This is a genomic window from Hydrogenophaga sp. GW101-3F08 (assembly GCF_059424585.1).
This window is the reverse complement of the sequence record NZ_JBWKZP010000014.1, coordinates 87,894-100,635: the sequence shown is the minus strand read 5'-3', so window position 1 is coordinate 100,635 and position 12,742 is coordinate 87,894. Positions and strand designations below refer to the sequence as shown.

Genomic DNA, 12,742 nt, shown 5'->3' with positions numbered 1-12,742 from the left:
CGCGAAATGAACTCAACTCTGATCGCGGCGGATTCAGCCCGGCTCCACGGTGCGGGTCAAAACCGAGTTTTTCAACAGAATTGGCCGATAGTCGTCCGTACACCGATTCAACCGGCATGTGGCAACGCCCAACCGTTGACCGGATTCGGCGCGAACCAAGCACGGCCGAATATGCGGGAGAAAGAATCGCGTCGTCAACGACCCGCAGGCACCCCGTCCGACACCCCTGCCCCCGAAGGCGCCGGAATACCCCTGCCCTCCACGTTCGGCGAGGTCACCGGGAATGCGTTGTTCGATGGTGTCGCCGGCGCCACTGCGGGGGCCGTTGCAGCCTTCGGTGTCGAAGAAGCCGGCGCAGCGGCCGGTGGGGAAGCAGGCGCCGCCTTGCCCAGCACGAGCTGATTCACCAGACTCTGCACCGCCGCATCCACCTGCACTTTCAGCGACTCGCGCGCAGCAGCGGCGTTGTCGTCGTTCAGGCGCGGGCCGATCAGCAGCGCGGGCGCGGGCACGCGCTGGGCCGTGGAGACGGTGGCCTCGCCGAGCACGGCGCCGAAGGTGCTGGGCACCAGCAGGTCGACGCGCAGCGAGGCGTGGGCTACCGACTCGGTGCCCAGGCGCACGATGCTGCGCTGCGCGATGCCCAGACCGAAGAAGCCTTCGCGGGTGGCCCAGATGCTGTCGGCCGACGGCGCGCCCGAGATCAGCAGCACGTGGTCGGTCGGCGTCTTGAGTTCCTTCAGTTCCTTGAGCGCTTCCTCGCGGCGGGTGGCGGTGATGGTGGCACGCTGCACGCTGGAGAAACGCCCGGAAGCCTTGAGCAGTTCGACGGTGCGGTTTTCGAGCTGCTCCTTGTAGCCCCAGTCGGGCACGAAGGCTTCGCCCAGCTCGTTGTTGAACAAGGTGGTGCCGCGCCAGGAGAGGCGCAGCGTAGTGCCGATGGTGCTGATGACGGTGATCGACTTGCCCCGCAGGCGCGCCTGCACGCTGGTGGTTTCGACGGTGGAACAGGCGGTGAGGCCGAGGCCGGCGAGCGGCAGGATGGGCCAGAGTGGCAGGGCGGCGCTGAGGCCCAGGAGTTGGCGGCGGGTGAAGTGGATAGGCATGGGGCGTTTTTACCGCAGTGCGGGCAAGGCCCGCGCCAGCTCGTCCATGTGGCGAAACACCCGCGCCACGGGCAGGCCGTCGAACGCGCGGCCGTGGCCGTGCTGGCAGTAGCCCCAGACGGTGGCGCCGGCGGCCAGGCCGGACTGGGCGCCGGTGGCGGTGTCTTCGATCACCAGGCAACGCGACGGGTCGGCGCCCAGGTGGGCTGCGGCGGCCAGGTAGACGTCGGGCGCGGGCTTGGAGCGTGGCATGTCGTGGCCGCTGAAGATGCGGTCTTCAAAATACGGCGCCATGCCGGCCATGCCGATCTGCATCACGACCTTGGGCCGGTCGGCGCCGGAGGCGCAGGCGATGCGGCCTTTGGCATGCGCATGGGCGGCGATGACCGCGTCGAGCGCACCGGCCACGGTCTGCAGCTCGGCGCGCAGGCGCTGATCGCGCCGGGCGTAGAAGGCGCGCATCCAGTCGTCGGTGAGCGGTCGACCGGTCTCCCGCTCGATGCGCTCGCGCTCGTCGCGCACGGCCTTGCCGATGAAGATGCGCTCACACTCCGGCTGGCTGAGCGCCCAGCCGGCCTCGTTGAGCATCTGGCGCAACACGCCGTTGGTGATGGGCTCGCTGTCCACCAACACGCCGTCGCAATCGAAAAGAACCGCTTCGAACATCGCACTCACTTCAGATCTCCATCCACATAAAACCAGCGCCCAGCCTCGCGCACGAAGCGGCTGCGCTCGTGCAGGCGCTGCCCACGGCCTGCCACGCGCGAGCGGGCGACGAACTCGACCTCGGCGTGGTCGGCGTCGATCACGCGGTGCGATCGCACGTCCAGCCCCAGCCATTTCACGCCCTCTTCCAGCGTCAGGTCGGCCGGGCGGGTGCTGGCGTGCCAACTGGCGGCGAGGTGGTCCACACGCCCCAGCACGAAGGCGCTGTAGCGCGAGCGCATGAGGCTTTCGGCGTCGGGCGCCGGGGTGTCGTGGTCGATGTAGCGCCCGCAGCAGGCGTCGAACGCGCAGGCTTTGCCCCGCGCGTCGGTCCGGCCACAGGGGCAGGCGCTCACAGGCACTCTGCTCATGCGGGCTTGCGCGCCGCGTGCCGGGCCTTGTGAGCTTCGAGCGTTTCGGTGGGGGCGCCCTGCTTCACCCACTCGGTGAAGCCGCCGTCGATGTGGGCCACGTTGTCCATGCCCATGTCTTTCAGCGCCTTGGTGGCCAGCGCGCTGCGCCAGCCCGCGCCGCAGAACAGCACAAATTCTTTGCTTTCATCGCCGAACACGGGCTTGAAATACGGCGACGCCGGGTCCACCCAGAACTCCAGCATGCCGCGCGGCGCGTGCACCGCGCCCGGTACCGTGCCTTCGCGCTCGAGCTCGCGCACGTCGCGGATGTCCACCAGCTGCAGCGTCGGGTCGCGCTCCAGCCGTTCGCGCACCTGGGCCACGCTGTAGGTGGTGATCTGCGCCGTGGCTTCGTCCACGAGCGCGCGGAATCCTTTGGTGATGGGCATGGGTGTGGTCTCCTGTGTCTTCCGTCTGGCGGCCATTATCCGTGCGCCACCGGATCGGCCCGCCGCCCCGTACGCCAGATTCCATGAGCGCGCACGGGCAGGGCTTTTGCGCGGCGGTGTTCAATAGCGGCTCTGTCACCCACCCTGCCTTGCCACCCACAAGGACCTGCCGTGAACGCTCTGTCTGCCTTCCCCATCACCCAGAAATGGCCCGCGCAATTCCCCGATCGCCTGCAACTGTATTCACTGCCCACGCCCAACGGCGTGAAGGTGTCCATCATGCTGGAGGAAACCGGCCTGCCTTATGAGCCGCACCTGGTGAGCTTCGACACCAACGACCAGATGTCGCCGGCCTTCCTCTCGCTCAACCCCAACAACAAGATCCCCGCGATCCTCGACCCCAAGGGACCGGGCGGCCGGCCGCTGGCGCTGTTCGAATCGGGGGCGATCCTGATCTACCTGGCCGAGAAGACCGACCGGTTCCTGCCGCAGGACCCCGCCGCGCGCTACGAGACCCTGCAGTGGCTGATGTTCCAGATGGGCGGGGTCGGTCCCATGTTTGGCCAGCTCGGCTTCTTCCACAAGTTTGCCGGCGCCGCCTACGAAGACAAGCGCCCCCGCGACCGCTACGTGGCCGAAAGCCGGCGCCTGCTCGGCGTGCTGAACCAGCGCATGGCCGGGCGCCACTGGATCATGGGCGAGGCCTACACCATCGCCGACATCGCCATCTGGCCCTGGGTGCGCAACCTGGTCGGCTACTACGGCGCGGGCGAGCTGGTGGGTTTCAAGGACTTCCCGGAACTCGCACGCGTGCTCGCGGCCTTCGAAGCCCGCCCGGCCGTGCAACGCGGACTCACCATCCCCGCATGAGGCTGAGGCAAGGCCGCGTCTGCTTCCGCCAGAAACCGGGCGCGAACAGGACCAGGAAAGACAACATCTCCAGCCGGCCCAGCGACATGGCCAGGGCGCACACCCCGGTCTGGAAATCGCTCAGGCCGATGGTGGTGCCGGCAGGCGGCGCGGGGGGCGCTCAGAGTGATCGCTGAATGATGATCTTTTGAACGTCCGAGGTGCCTTCGTAGATCTGGCACACGCGCACGTCGCGCCAGATGCGCTCCAGCGGGAAGTCGTTCACGTAGCCATAGCCACCCAGGGTCTGGATGGCGGCGGAGCAGACCTGCTCTGCCGTCTCGCTGGCGAAGAGCTTGGCCATGGCGGCTTCCTTCAGGCAGGGCTGGCCGGCGTCGCGCAGGGCGGCGGCGTGCCAGATCAGTTGGCGCGCGGCTTCGAGCTTCGTGGCGCAGTCGGCCAGGCGGAAACCCACGGCCTGGTGGTTGAAGATGGCGGTGCCAAAGCTCTGGCGCTCCTTGGCGTAGGCGATCGCCACCTCCAGCGCGCTGCGCGCCATGCCCACGCTCTGCGCCGCGATGCCGATGCGCCCGCCCTCGAGCGCGGAGAGCGCGATCTTGTAGCCCTCGCCTTCCTGGCCGATCAGGTTCTCGGCCGGGATGCGGCAGTTGTCGAAGTTGATCTGCGCGGTGTCGCTGCTGTGCTGGCCCACCTTGTCTTCCAGCCGCGCGACCACGTAGCCTGGGTTGTCGGTGGGCACCATGAAGGCGCTCATGCCCTTCTTGCCCGCGCCCTTGTCGGTCACGGCGATCACCACCGCGGCCTGGCCGTTCTTGCCCGAGGTGATGAACTGCTTGACGCCGTTGATCACGTATTCATCGCCTTCGCGCACCGCCGTGGTCCGCAGGCCGGAGGCGTCGGAGCCCACGTGCGGCTCGGTCAGACAGAAGGCGCCCAGGATGTCGCCGCGCGCCGCCGGCACCAGCCACTGCCGCTGCTGCGCCGGTGTGCCGTACTTCATGAGGATGGCGTTGTAGGGGCAGTTGGTCACGCTGATGGCGGTGCTGGTACCGCCGTCACCGGCCGCGATCTCTTCGAGCACCAGCGCCAGCGTCAGGTAGTCCAGCCCCGCGCCGCCCAGTTCTTCGGGCACGCAGATGCCATACGCCCCCAGCTCGGCCAGGCCCCGGTGCGCCGCCGTGGGAAACAGGTGCTCCTTGTCCCACTGCGCGGCGTTGGGCCAGAGCTGTTCCTGGGCAAAGGCGCGCACGGCGTCGCGGATCATCACGTGGTCTTGGGTCAGCAGCATCGGGTTTCTTTCGTTGTGAATCGGGTCCGGCCGGCTCACCAGTGGTCGGCGCGCCGGCCATCGTGGTGGATCAGGCGGCCGTTGTCTTCGGGGCCCACGCTGGCCAGCACCGCGCGCAGGCCGCGCACGCTGGCCGCCACGCTCAGCGGCGCACCGCCGCCGCCCATGTCGGTCTGCACCCAGCCCGGGTCCAGCGCCACCAGGCGGGCCTGCGGGTAATCGAATCGCGCGCTGCTCACGGCCATGTTCAGCGCCGCCTTGCTCACGCGGTACAGCCACGAGCCGCTGCCCGGCACGCTGCCGATCTGGCTCATGGCACTCGACAGGGCGCCAAACACCCCCCGGGCGTCTTCCACCATGGGCAGCACCTGCGGGATCACCTGCATGGCGCCCAGCACGTTGGTGTGCATCACCTCGTCGAAGGCCTGCTGCGTGGGCGGCGAGGTGGCGCCGGCGCGGTGGATGATGCCGGCCACATACAGCGCCACATCCAGCTTCTCGCCATCGAGTTGCCAGGACAACGCGCTCACGCTCGCGGGCTGCGCCACGTCCAGCCGCAGCGCCTCGGCACCGAGTGCCCGCAGTTGCTCCAGCCCAGCGTCGTCGCGCGCGGTGGCGATGACGCGGTCGCCCGCCTCAAGGTACTGCCGCACGAACTCAAGGCCGATGCCACGCGAGGCACCGATGACGAGAACTGTGCTCATGACGTTCAGGCGTTCCTACAAAAAATCGACGAAGCGCGCGGTGCCGACCCAGGCCACCGCGGAACCGGCTCTGCCGGGCCGCCAGTGGCGCCCCCTTGAGGGGGACGCGCGCAGCGCGACGGGGTGATCACGGACTGCGGCGCGGGGGTGTTTCATGTCACACAAGCTCTATCGCCATCGCCGTCGCCTCGCCGCCACCGATGCACAAGGTGGCCACACCCTTCTTGCCGCCGTGCGCCTTCAGCGCGTGCAGCAGCGTGACCACGATGCGGGCGCCGGAGGCGCCGATGGGGTGGCCCAGGGCGCAGGCGCCGCCATTGACGTTGACCTTCTCGTGCGGGATGGACAGCTCGGTCATCAGCGCCATGGGCACGACGGCAAAGGCTTCGTTGATCTCCCACAGGTCCACCTCGCCCACGGCCCAGCCGGTCTTGGCCAGCAGTTTCTGCGTAGCGCCCACGGGGGCGGTGGCGAACCAGTTGGGTTCCTGCGCGTGGGTGGCGTGCGCCACGATGCGCGCCAGCGGCTTGCAGCCCAGCCGGGTGGCGGTGGACTGGCGCATCAGCACCAGCGCGGCGGCGCCGTCGTTGATGGACGAGCTGCTGGCGGCGGTGATGGTGCCGTCTTTCTTGAACGCGGGCTTGAGGCTGGTGACCTTGTCGAGCTTGACCCGGCCCGGGCCTTCGTCGATGCCGACCACGCGCTCGCCGCTGCGGTCTTTCACCGTGACGGCCGCGATCTCGGTGGCGAAGGCGCCGTTCTCGATCGCGGCCTTGGCGCGCGTGACCGAGGCAATGGCGAACGCATCCTGCTGCTCGCGCGTGAAGCTGTATTTGGCGGCGCAGTCTTCGCCGAAGGTGCCCATGGAACGGCCGGGTTCGTAGGCGTCTTCCAGGCCGTCGAGCATCATGTGGTCGTAGATCTTGTCGTGGCCCATGCGGTAGCCGCCACGGCCCTTGAGCATGAGGTAGGGCGCGTTGGTCATGCTCTCCATGCCTCCCGAGACCATCACGGTGGCGCTGCCGGCCAGCAGCATGTCGTGCGCGAGCATGGTGGCCTTCATGCCCGAGCCGCACATCTTGGACAGCGTCACCGCGCCGGCCGACAGCGGCAGCCCGCCCTTGAGCGCGGCCTGGCGCGCGGGCGCCTGGCCCTGGCCGGCCATCAGGCAGTTGCCGAACAGCACCTCGTCGACCAGCGCGGCGTCCACCCCGGCGCGCGCCACGGCGGCCTTGATGGCCACGCCGCCAAGGTCGTGCGCGGCGAGGCTGGCGAAATCGCCCTGGAAGCTGCCCATGGGGGTGCGGGCGGCGCCGACGATGACGACGGGATCGGGGTTGGTGGTGGTCATGAGAATCTCCTTTGAAAAGTCAGTCGAGAAGTGCTTTGTCGGCCTGGATGTGAAAGCGCCGGTCGCGCTCGTAGGGGAACACGTCGTACACGTGGCCGGCGGCGATGCGTTCCTTGTGCGACTGCCAGAACGCCGCGTCGAGCAGATCGGCGTGGTGTTTCATGAACACCTCGCGCACCTTCGGGTTGCCCAGCAGGAAAGGGCCGAAGGTTTCGGGGAACACGTCGTGCCGGCCCACCGAGTACCAGATCTCGCCCGACATCTCGTCTTCCTCGTTGCGCGGCGCCGGCACGCGGCGGAAATTGCAGTCGGTGATGTATTCGATCTCGTCGTAGTCGTAGAACACCACCTTGCCGTGGCGCGTGATGCCGAAGTTCTTCCACAGCATGTCGCCGGGGAATATGTTGGCGGCCACCAGGTCCTTGATGGCGTTGCCGTACTCCACCACCGCGCGTTCCAGCTGGGCGTGCGCGAACGGATCGTCGGCCCGGGCCTGCAGCGCATCGAACGCTTCCTGCAGATAGATGTTGAGCGGAATCATGCGGCGCTCGATGTAGACGTGCTTGACGATCACCTCGATGTCCCCGTCCCCGTTGCGGTCGCTGATCTCCAGCTGGCTGGGCGCGAACTTCTGGATCTCGGCGATCAGTTCGTCGGTGAAGCGCTCGCGCGGGAAACCCACCTCGGAAAACTCCAGCGTGTCGGCCATGCGGCCCACGCGGTCGTGCTGCTTGACCAGCAGGTACTTGTCGCGGATCTGCTCGCGCGTGGTGTCCTTCTGCGGCGGATAGAAGTCCTTGATGACCTTGAACACGAACGGAAAACTCGGCAGATCAAACACCAGCATCACCATGCCCTTGATGCCGGGCGCGATGCGGAACTTGTCGGTGGAATGCCGCATGTGGAACAGGAAGTCGCGGTAGAACAGCGTCTTGCCCTGCTTGGCCAAGCCGAGCGCGTTGTAGAACTCGGCGCGCGGCTTGCGCGGCATCATGCTGCGCAGGAACTGCACGTAGGCGCTCGGGATTTCCATGTCCACCATGAAGTACGCCCGCGCGAAGCTGAAGAGGATCAGCAGGTCGTCTTCACCGAACAGCGCCGCGTCCACCACCAGCTGGCCCTGCTCGTTGTGCAGGATGGGCAGGGCGAACGGCACTTCCTGGAAGCCGTTGATGATCTTGCCGACCACGTAGGCGCCCTTGTTGCGGAAGAACAGGCCCGAGAGCACCTGAAACTGGAAGTTGGCGCGCAGCTTCACGTGGTCGAAGTGCGGCTTCATGGCTTCGAGCACCAGATGGGCGTCGCGCGCGAGGTCTTCGAACGGCACGCGCAGGTCGAAGTCCGCGATCATGCGCAGCACCTCGGCCTCCATGTTGTCGGCGGTCGGGTAATAGCAGCGGTAGGTGGGCAGGGCGCGCGGTTCGTCGTTCTCGATGTACTCGGTGGACACGGCCGGGCGCACGAAGATGAAGTCGTTCTGGAAATACGCGCGCTGCAGGATCTTGGTGCAGACCGAGTTGAAAAAAGTCTCGGCCAGCTCGGGCTGGTGGTGGTTCACCAGCAGGCCGATGTAGTGCAGCTTGACCTGTTCCCACACGTCCATGGTCCGTTCGTCGGCCTTGAACTCCTTGTGCAGCCGCATCACGCATTCGTTCACGCGCAGGTCGTAGAACTCGATGCGCTCGCGCTGCGCGCGCTGCTGACCGCGCCAGTCGCGCGTCTCGAAGCGGTGTTTGGCGCGGGCCGACTCGGTGCGGAACAGCCGGTAGTGCCGGTTGAAGCCGTCCATCATCGCCTTGGCGATGTCGTAGGCCACCGTGGAATCGAGTCGCTGGGGGAACATGCCGGGCCTTGTTTCGGCAAGCTCAGGCGGCCGTGTCCCGGCGCTTGGCGGCCACGCCAGCCAAGGCGGCCTGGTAGATGGACTCCAGCCCACCAGCGCCGTCCACCGTCATCAGCATGTCACGCAGCAGGCCGTCGCTCAGGGCGTAGACCCAGGCGTGCAGCGTGAGCGCCTGGCCGCGCGCCCAGGCGTCCTGCACCACGGTGGTCTGGGCCACGTTCATCACCTGCTCGATGGCGTTGAGCTCGCACAGCACCTCGACCCGGAAGTCCTCGGGCGTGGCCGCGATGAGCGCGGCGTGGCGGTCGCGCACGTCCTTGATGTGGCGCAGCCAGTTGTCGGCCAGGCCCACGCGGGTGTCGTTCAGCGCGGCCTTCACGCCGCCGCAACCGTAGTGGCCCACCACCATCAGGTGTTTCACCTGCAACTGGTCCACCGCGAACTGGATGGTGGACAGACAGTTCAGATCGGTGGGCACCACCACGTTGGCCACATTGCGGTGCACGAACACCTCGCCCGGGGCCAGGCCGGTGATCTGGTTGGCCGGCACGCGGCTGTCGGAACAGCCGATCCACATGTACTGTGGGCTTTGCTGGGCCAGCAGATCGGTGAAGAAGGTGGGCTTCTCGCGAACCATGGCCGCAGCCCATTCGCGGTTGTGGTCAAACAGGTCTTGCAGCGTTGAACTCATGGGGCAATCGGAAGTGGTTGAACAACCTGGCCATTGTCAGGCAAGGCCGTTTCACTCGGTGGTTCAGCAGGTCTCGGCAAACAGCTCGCGGCCGATCAGCATGCGGCGGATTTCCGATGTGCCGGCGCCGATCTCGTACAGCTTGGCGTCCCGCCACAAACGGCCCAGCGGGTACTCGTTGATGTAGCCGTTGCCACCGTAGATCTGCACGCCCTCGCCCGCCATCCAGGTGGCCTTCTCGGCCGTCCAGAGGATGACCGAGGCGCAGTCCTTGCGCACCTGGCGCACGTGGTCGGTGCCCAGCAGGTCGAGGTTCTTGGCCACGGTGTAGGCGAAGCTGCGCGCGGCCTGCAGCACGGTGTACATGTCGGCCACCTTGCCCTGGATCAGCTGGAACTCGCCGATGCTCTGGCCGAACTGCTTGCGGTCGTGGATGTAGGGGATCACGTTGTCCATCACCGACTGCATGATGCCCAGCGGCCCGCCGGTGAGCACGGCGCGCTCGTAGTCCAGCCCGCTCATCAGCACCTTGGCGCCCATGTTCAGACCCCCCAGGATGTTCTCGGCCGGCACCTCGACGTTCTGGAACACCAGCTCGCCGGTGTGGCTACCGCGCATGCCCAGCTTGTCGAGCTTCTGCGCGATGCTGAAACCCTTCATGCCCTTCTCGATCAGGAAGGCGGTGACGCCGCGCGCGCCCATCTCGGGCTCGCTCTTGGCGTAGACCACCAGGGTGTCGGCGTCGGGGCCGTTGGTGATCCACATCTTGTTGCCGTTGAGCAGGTAATAGCCGCCCTTGTCTTCGGCTTTCAGCTTCATGCTGATCACGTCGGAGCCGGCGCCGGGCTCGCTCATGGCCAGCGCGCCCACGTGTTCACCGCTGATCAGCTTGGGCAGGTACTTCGCCTTCTGCTCGGGCGTGCCGTTGCGGTTGATCTGGTTCACGCACAGGTTGCTGTGCGCGCCGTAAGAGAGGCCCACCGAAGCGCTGGCGCGGCTGATCTCTTCCATCGCCACCATGTGGGCGAGGTAGCCCATGTTGGCGCCGCCGTACTGCTCGGGCACGGTGATGCCGAGCACGCCCAGCTCGCCCATCTTGCGCCAGCAGTCCATGGGGAACTGGTCGCTCTTGTCGATCTCGGCGGCGCGGGGCGCGATCTCGGCCTGCGCGAATTCGCGCACCGCGTCGCGCAGGGCGTCGATGTCTTCACCGAGCTGGAAATTGAGGCCGGGCAGGTTGTTCATGGAGGGTCTCCTGAGGGGGTTTGGGGGTTCATGCCCTCTCCCTCTGGGAGAGGGTTGGGGTGAGGGCTTGGGAGGTCACGAATATCAGTAGGTCTTGGGCACCGGCACCAGTGTCTGCTGCATCACCGCGCAGTCCGCGCGCCGGCCGTCCGCCGCCACGTGCACCACCTCGGCGGCGGTCACGATGATGCGTTTGCCGGCCTTGGTGACGCGGCCCGTGGCCTGCAACTCACCGCCCTGGAAGGCCGCGAGGAAGTTGATCTTGTATTCCACCGTCGTGACCTCCATGCCCTCGGGCGCCACGGTCAACGCCGCGTAGCCGCCGGCGATGTCGGCCAGCGCGCCCATGGCGCCGCCGTGAAAGCCGCCCTGCTGCTGCGTCACACGGTCCGAATACGGCAGCCCCAGCGTGACCGTGCCCGGCGCGACGGCCAGCAGGCGCACACCCAATTGCACCATCATGCCCTGGCGCTCCAGGCTGGCCTGCACGCGCTGGCGCAGGGCCTCGTGATCGGGGGTAGGGTCTGTCATGGCGGGTCGATTTTTTGATTTACGTTTACGTAAACGTCAATTATGACCGAATGTCGATCCCACCGAAAAGCCCCCGAGGAGCAACCTCAGGCCGCGACCAGCCTTGAGAGCAGCAGGCGCGTGGCCTTCTCATACGGCGCGACGGCCTCGCCCCGGGCCATGGCCAGCGCCGCGCGGTCGAACATGGCCGACAGCAACACCGCCAGTTCACGCAACGGCAGCCCAGCGCCCGCCGCCGGCAGCGCCTGCCGCAGACCTTCCTGCAGGGCCTGGAAACCGGCCAGATCGCTCAGCGCCATCACCCGATCGGCCGTGAGCACGGCGGGCGCCTCCAGCAGCAGCAGGCGGGCCCGGCCACGGCCAGCCATGGCCGCGAAATAGGCCTGAGCGCCGGCCATCAAGGCCTCCACCGGGTCGGTGTGCCCGGCGGTCTGGCGGGCGATCTCGTCCGCCACCTCCTGCGCCACCTGCCGCGCCACGGCCTCGAACAGCTCGGCCTTGTCGGTGAAGTGGTGGTAGAGCGCGCCGCGCGTCAGCTTCGCCGTCGCCACGATCTCGGGCGTGCCGGTGCCGGCGTAGCCGCGCTCCTCGAACAGCCCCCGCGCGGCCAACATCAGCGCGGCCCGCGTGGTTTCGGTGCGTTCTTCTTGCGATCGACGGTTCATGGCGGTCATTTCATACGTGCAGTCTGTATGTTATATTGAAATTACATACAGACTGTATGTCACTTTCACACCGGAGCCCTGCCATGAAATCGACGCAGTACTACCCCGTTCTCATGACCGACCGCGTGGCCGAGACCGCCCGCTTCTACGAAACGCATTTCCGCTTCATCCGCCAGTTCGACAGCAACTGGTACGTCCACCTGCAGTCCACCGAAGACGCATCGGTCAATCTGGCCGTCCTCGACCGCGACCACGCCACCATCCCCGTGGTGGCGCGCGGCCAGCAGGCCAGCGGCTTGCTGCTCAACTTCGAGGTGGATGACGTGGACGCCGAATACCAGCGCGCCGTCGCGCAGGGCTTGCCCATGCTGCTGGCGCTGCGCGACGAGGACTTCGGCCAGCGCCACTTCATCGTGCAGGACCCGAATGGCGTGATGATCGACGTCATCCAGCCGATCCCGCCGAGCGAAGCCTTCCTGCGCCAGTACGCCGAAGGGGCGGCCACAGGCGGCGCCGCTTGAGGCGGCCGCTCCTTCAGGCAGCGCGCGCGAGATACACCAGCACCAGGCCCACCGCCGCCGGCAAGGCCTGCACAAAGAGAATCTTGCGGCTGGCGGTGACCGCGCCGTACAGGCCGGCCACCAGCACACAGCCCAGGAAGAACACCTTCACCCCGAAGCCATCGGGACCCAGCAGCAGCCCCCAGACCAGGCCCGCGGCCAGGAAGCCGTTGTACAGCCCCTGGTTGGCCGCCAGCACCTTGGTGAGCGCGGCCTTCTCCGGCGTGTTGCCGAAGGCCTTCAGGCCGGCCGGCTTGTCCCACAGGAACATCTCCAGCACCAGAAAGTAGATGTGCAAGAGCGCGACAAGACCGATGACGATGCTGGCGATGAGTGGCATGGAAAGTCCTGCAAAGGGGGGGCCGCCATCGTAGCAGCGCT

The 12,742-nt window shown here is 67.1% G+C and carries 15 protein-coding genes; 2 read left to right on the top strand and 13 right to left on the bottom strand.

Annotated features, from left to right (window positions below):
• Positions 1-194: 194 nt before the first annotated feature.
• The 4 genes from AC07YZ_RS24405 to AC07YZ_RS24390 are packed head-to-tail and all read right to left on the bottom strand — an operon-like array spanning position 195 to position 2,613.
• Positions 195-1,106 (bottom strand): hypothetical protein, encoded by a 912-nt coding sequence (locus AC07YZ_RS24405; protein WP_494796656.1) that lies wholly within the window; start codon positions 1,104-1,106, stop codon positions 195-197.
• Between the two features lie 9 nt (positions 1,107-1,115).
• On the bottom strand, positions 1,116-1,772 hold the full coding sequence (locus AC07YZ_RS24400) for an HAD family hydrolase (protein ID WP_494796660.1): 657 nt from the start codon (positions 1,770-1,772) through the stop codon (positions 1,116-1,118).
• A 5-nt stretch (positions 1,773-1,777) separates the two neighbouring features.
• Positions 1,778-2,182 carry a YchJ family protein gene (locus tag AC07YZ_RS24395; RefSeq protein WP_226490106.1) on the bottom strand — a complete coding sequence of 135 codons (405 nt, stop codon included), beginning with the start codon at positions 2,180-2,182 and terminating at the stop codon, positions 1,778-1,780.
• Entirely contained in the window at positions 2,179-2,613 is a 435-nt protein-coding gene (locus AC07YZ_RS24390) for a rhodanese-like domain-containing protein (RefSeq protein WP_494796655.1), read from the bottom strand. Before AC07YZ_RS24390 ends, AC07YZ_RS24395 begins: the two co-directional genes overlap by 4 nt.
• A 171-nt stretch (positions 2,614-2,784) precedes the next feature.
• Here AC07YZ_RS24390 and AC07YZ_RS24385 point away from each other — a divergent pair, with 171 nt between their 5' ends.
• Positions 2,785-3,483 (top strand): glutathione S-transferase N-terminal domain-containing protein, encoded by a 699-nt coding sequence (locus AC07YZ_RS24385; protein WP_494796654.1) that lies wholly within the window; start codon positions 2,785-2,787, stop codon positions 3,481-3,483.
• A 160-nt stretch (positions 3,484-3,643) separates the two neighbouring features.
• Here AC07YZ_RS24385 and AC07YZ_RS24380 read toward each other — a convergent pair whose 3' ends face one another.
• The 8 genes from AC07YZ_RS24380 to AC07YZ_RS24345 all read right to left on the bottom strand — a co-directional run bounded on the left by AC07YZ_RS24380 (position 3,644) and on the right by AC07YZ_RS24345 (position 11,801).
• Positions 3,644-4,771 carry an acyl-CoA dehydrogenase family protein gene (locus tag AC07YZ_RS24380; RefSeq protein ID WP_494796653.1) on the bottom strand — a complete coding sequence of 376 codons (1,128 nt, stop codon included), beginning with the start codon at positions 4,769-4,771 and terminating at the stop codon, positions 3,644-3,646.
• A gap of 35 nt (positions 4,772-4,806) precedes the next feature.
• Positions 4,807-5,475, bottom strand: coding sequence for an SDR family oxidoreductase (locus AC07YZ_RS24375; protein ID WP_494796652.1), 669 nt, complete (start codon positions 5,473-5,475; stop codon positions 4,807-4,809).
• Positions 5,476-5,632: 157 nt separating this feature from the next.
• Positions 5,633-6,826: an acetyl-CoA C-acyltransferase gene (locus tag AC07YZ_RS24370; protein ID WP_494796651.1), complete on the bottom strand. Its 1,194-nt coding sequence runs from the start codon at positions 6,824-6,826 to the stop codon at positions 5,633-5,635.
• Positions 6,827-6,845: 19 nt separating this feature from the next.
• The gene (gene aceK, locus AC07YZ_RS24365) at positions 6,846-8,669 is read right to left on the bottom strand and encodes a bifunctional isocitrate dehydrogenase kinase/phosphatase (protein WP_494796650.1); all 1,824 of its coding nucleotides are present in this window, start codon (positions 8,667-8,669) and stop codon (positions 6,846-6,848) included.
• 22 nt (positions 8,670-8,691) lie between these two features.
• Positions 8,692-9,360: a carbonate dehydratase gene (gene can / locus AC07YZ_RS24360; RefSeq protein WP_226490113.1), complete on the bottom strand. Its 669-nt coding sequence runs from the start codon at positions 9,358-9,360 to the stop codon at positions 8,692-8,694.
• A 63-nt stretch (positions 9,361-9,423) separates the two neighbouring features.
• Positions 9,424-10,605 carry an isovaleryl-CoA dehydrogenase gene (locus tag AC07YZ_RS24355; protein WP_494796649.1) on the bottom strand — a complete coding sequence of 394 codons (1,182 nt, stop codon included), beginning with the start codon at positions 10,603-10,605 and terminating at the stop codon, positions 9,424-9,426.
• Between the two features lie 84 nt (positions 10,606-10,689).
• Positions 10,690-11,136 carry a PaaI family thioesterase gene (locus tag AC07YZ_RS24350; RefSeq protein WP_494796648.1) on the bottom strand — a complete coding sequence of 149 codons (447 nt, stop codon included), beginning with the start codon at positions 11,134-11,136 and terminating at the stop codon, positions 10,690-10,692.
• Positions 11,137-11,222: 86 nt separating this feature from the next.
• Positions 11,223-11,801 carry a TetR/AcrR family transcriptional regulator gene (locus AC07YZ_RS24345; protein ID WP_494796647.1) on the bottom strand — a complete coding sequence of 193 codons (579 nt, stop codon included), beginning with the start codon at positions 11,799-11,801 and terminating at the stop codon, positions 11,223-11,225.
• Between the two features lie 83 nt (positions 11,802-11,884).
• Between AC07YZ_RS24345 and AC07YZ_RS24340 the strand changes: the two genes are divergently transcribed.
• Positions 11,885-12,322, top strand: a complete 438-nt coding sequence (locus AC07YZ_RS24340; RefSeq protein WP_494796646.1) for a VOC family protein — start codon at positions 11,885-11,887, stop codon at positions 12,320-12,322.
• A 13-nt stretch (positions 12,323-12,335) separates the two neighbouring features.
• Here AC07YZ_RS24340 and AC07YZ_RS24335 read toward each other — a convergent pair whose 3' ends face one another.
• Positions 12,336-12,701, bottom strand: a complete 366-nt coding sequence (locus AC07YZ_RS24335; protein WP_494796645.1) for a DUF1304 domain-containing protein — start codon at positions 12,699-12,701, stop codon at positions 12,336-12,338.
• Between the last annotated feature and the right edge of the window lie 41 nt (positions 12,702-12,742).